The 3,663-nt window shown below is 31.0% G+C and carries 4 protein-coding genes; 1 reads left to right on the top strand and 3 read right to left on the bottom strand.

Annotated elements, in window-relative coordinates; genetic code table 11:
• The 3 genes from ACW2QC_RS20020 to ACW2QC_RS20010 all read right to left on the bottom strand — a co-directional run.
• Window positions 1-325, bottom strand: a 325-nt coding sequence (locus tag ACW2QC_RS20020) for an Arm DNA-binding domain-containing protein (RefSeq protein WP_457545691.1), incomplete at its 3' end; no start/stop codon positions are given.
• A 62-nt stretch (window positions 326-387) separates the two neighbouring features.
• Window positions 388-1,140, bottom strand: coding sequence for a tyrosine-type recombinase/integrase (locus ACW2QC_RS20015; protein WP_457545690.1), 753 nt, complete (start codon window positions 1,138-1,140; stop codon window positions 388-390).
• A gap of 207 nt (window positions 1,141-1,347) precedes the next feature.
• Window positions 1,348-1,665, bottom strand: a complete 318-nt coding sequence (locus ACW2QC_RS20010; RefSeq protein ID WP_457545689.1) for a DUF771 domain-containing protein — start codon at window positions 1,663-1,665, stop codon at window positions 1,348-1,350.
• 576 nt (window positions 1,666-2,241) lie between these two features.
• Here ACW2QC_RS20010 and ACW2QC_RS20005 point away from each other — a divergent pair.
• A partial coding sequence (locus ACW2QC_RS20005; protein WP_457545688.1) for a site-specific DNA-methyltransferase occupies window positions 2,242-3,663 on the top strand: 1,422 nt, incomplete at its 3' end.

Here is a 3,663-nt window from a genome sequence, read left to right as displayed (position 1 = left end):
CCCGTTTAATTTTTTGCAAAGGTGTACTACCAAAATGTTCTTCAATTGCTCTAGCTGTATATTCATAATGAAGTCTGGTTGAATGTGTAATATCTACCTTATATAGTTCAAACCATTGTTTAAAATAGCTTTCAAATGGAACCAATGTTAAATAAGGTATAATTCCCCTTGCTAACTTTAACTCAATTTCCGATGCAGCAAGACTTGCTTCTTTCTCGCTGCTAAAACCGCCTTTTCGAATAAGCTTTGTTTCTCCATTAACAGTATGACTAATAGTGTATTGATATTTTTTTCCTCTTTGTTGTATAGATGCCAAACCCTTCATCTCACTTTCTCTTTTTTATGAAAGGTGTATATCTTGTATCGTGTTTTTTTCTCTCTATCTATTTAGAAGCAAGGTTGTAATATTTTATTCGTTGCATCAATGCTATTGTGACCCAGACGTTCAGAAACGTACTGTATCGGTAACCCCTTAGAAAGTAAAATACTTGCGTGAGTATGTCTTAGATTGTTTGCATTTACAGGTTCAATATTTAGGTTCAACAGAACACCCTTTAATAAAATTTCAATTGCTTGTTTACTAATTACTTTGTATTTGTTTTTAGGATAGCAGAATACTAAATCCATGTTATTTGTTATTTTTGTTTTGAATAGGTCTTTAAATCTATTCATTACAGCTTTATCTACTGTAATAATGCGACTACTAGACAAACTTCTGTAAGGAAATATTTTGCCGTTTTGTTCCCATGTTTTATATATATTAATAGTGTCGTTGTTAAAATCGAAATCTTCAAAGGTAAGTGCGACAGCCTCTGAATAGCGAATTCCAGTGGTAAGGTTTAATAATAAAATGTAGTAACCTAACCCATTATTAAGGTTATTAAATAATTCTTCGTATAATTGTTCATATTCTTTTTCGTTTAAAACTTTCTTCGGAGAATTGATCTTTGGCTTTCTTAACCGATTTATAATAAAATTTTCTCCGTATTGCTTTCGGATTTGCGCCTCATGTTTAATTGCTTCAGCTTGGGCATCTTCCTTGGAAAGAAAACCACCTTTTTTAATTAGTTTTGTTTTCCCTTCAGTTGTGCAACTAATTGTATATTGCCATTTGTTGCCATGTCTTTTTACATATGCCATTCTTTAATCACCTCGTGTATTTTTTCTTATTTAATACTTCTTCCTGATATCTATAAGTTAAAGAACTTGGTTTGAATCCCCCTTTCGTCTATATTTCAAGTTTAATTTATCTTTTACATTTGTAGAAATGAGACTTTGATGACCGCGTTTGAAAAAGTCTATTTCTCAAAGTTTAAGTTTTGATGTAAAATGGAAGATTAATAATTTTTAAGAGAAAATTTCTTCAAAGTATTCATCAAGAAATTTTGCCATGTCTGTTGCTTTAAAAGTCCATATTTGTCCTTTTGCCTTGGGATAAAACACAAATCCACCATACTCAACATCTAAAACCTTTCGAAATCTACTAGGATATAGTATATTTTCTTTAATCCACTCGTGTTTCCGATTTATTTTTCTTTCTAAATCTTTCATATTCCAATACACACCTTGTAGCTCATTTTGTTTTAATTCTTCATACTCCACTTTTTTGATAATTATTGAATCCTCTGGTACTGGAATGTTTAGTGTTACAGATAGTTGTTGCATTTTTGTAGCCCCCATTATTTTTATTAGTTTAAATAAGACAAAAAAACCCCAATGAGTAGATTCATACAGTTGTATGAATCTAGCAACATTGGGGTTTTCCCTTGGTTTTTATTAAGTTATTAACATATTAGTATATAATTATAATTTTTGCAAGGGAAAGATAAAAAAATTCAAAAACATATACGGACACTGATCTGAATTTATAACGAATTAGTCAAAGTAATAATATTCTTTGGAAATACTTCATGAAAATGGTCATTTTCGTGTTTGTGAAGTTTCAATTTGTTTATAGTTATTGGATTCCATGTTGATAAAGGTGATAAGAGTATTTCACATCTTTTTTTACCCAAAATAAACCGCTACTTTAAGAGTACCAACATAACTGTGAATAAAGCATAGATTAATAATGTAAAAAATTTTTAATTAACAATTTTCTGTATTTTGTCGATAGGGATATTAAATATTTGAAGAAATAGATTAATTCTCTGCCTTTTTATTTTCTGCTATAGTATAAGTAGAATAATGATGAAATCGATCACTTTTTGTTTTTTACTAAGAGTTAGGAGGAATAAGATTATGCGTAACCAAATTTTACATAATGAAAAGGGCAATCATGATCCATCTGAAAATACATTACAAATTTTAAAGGATTATTTTCCACAATGCTTTTCAAGAGATGGCAAATTTTTAATTGAAAAATTCAAAGAGGAATTACAGGGAACAGATATATCCTATGAATCATTTTCTTTAAATTGGTTAGGGAAAACCTATGCTAAAATCATCGCTGATTTAGAAACAGAAACGATTGTTGCACCAGATTTGGAACATAACGGGAAAGAAGAAAACTATCATTCTGAAAATGTTTATTTAACAGGGGATAACCTTGATGTGTTAAAGCATTTAACCAGTGCCTATGCGGAAAAGGTAAGTACAATTTATATTGACCCACCATATAACACCGGGCAAGATGATTTTATATATCAAGATAATTTTAAATTTACCCCTGAAAAGTTATCTGAACTGGCAAATATCAGTAAGGAAGAAGCGGTACGTATTTTAGATTTTACGGAAAGAAAATCTAATTCGCATAGTGCTTGGCTTACTTTTATGTACCCTCGTCTATTCATTGCGAGAGAATTATTACGTGATGATGGAGTTATTTTTATATCCATTGATGATAACGAACAGGCCAATTTAAAAGTGCTATGTGATGAAGTATTTAGTGAGGAAAACTTTATCACTCAATTTATCTGGAAAAATAAATCTGGTGGCGGTAATGATTCGACATACGTGGCAATAGAACATGAGTATGTCATAGCATACGCAAAGAGTAAGGCAGACTTACCTCCTTTATTTGAAAAATACGAAGAAGAGTATTTAAAGAGATATAAAGAAGAAGATGAGATTGGAAAGTTTTATTGGGATACATTAAAAAGAAAATCTGGAAAACAGTATTACCCTATAGAATGTCCAGATGGTACTATTCTTGAAAAAGATGAATACGGGAATCCGATAAGTTGGCTAAGATCAGAAAAAACGTTCTTACAGAATAAAGTAGATGGAGAAGTTAGGTTTGTAAAGACAAGAGACGATAAATGGTCGGTCCAATTTAAACAAAGATTACCAAAGGGGAAGAAGCCAAGAAGTATTTATTTTGATGATACGGTTATTGTCGATAAAGGAAAAACGCAAGATGGTAGTGATGAACTACTACAACTATTCAAAAGAGACATTTTCGATAACCCTAAGCCAGTAGAATTAGTCAAATATCTGATTTCAATTATTGCTGATAAAGACGATATTGTACTTGATTTCTTCTCCGGTTCGGCAACTACCGCTCAAGCTGTTATGGAGTTAAATGCAGATGATGAAAAGGCAAGAAAATATATAGTTGTTCAACTTCCCGAAAATCTTGACGAATCAGTTAAGAGTAAGTCTGGTGATAAAAAGAGAAATTTAGAAAGGGCAATCGATTTTCTGGATTCTATTAATAAGCCA

It is taken from the genome of Virgibacillus sp. FSP13, assembly GCF_054048505.1.
Note: the sequence above shows the minus strand (reverse complement) of the source record. Positions and strands in the feature narration are given on the sequence as shown.

Coding starts and splice junctions, on each gene's coding strand:
- ACW2QC_RS20010 (WP_457545689.1), bottom strand. CDS start 1,665: ATGCAACAACTATCTGTAACACTAAACATTCCAGTACCAGAGGATTCA.
- ACW2QC_RS20015 (WP_457545690.1), bottom strand. CDS start 1,140: ATGGCATATGTAAAAAGACATGGCAACAAATGGCAATATACAATTAGT.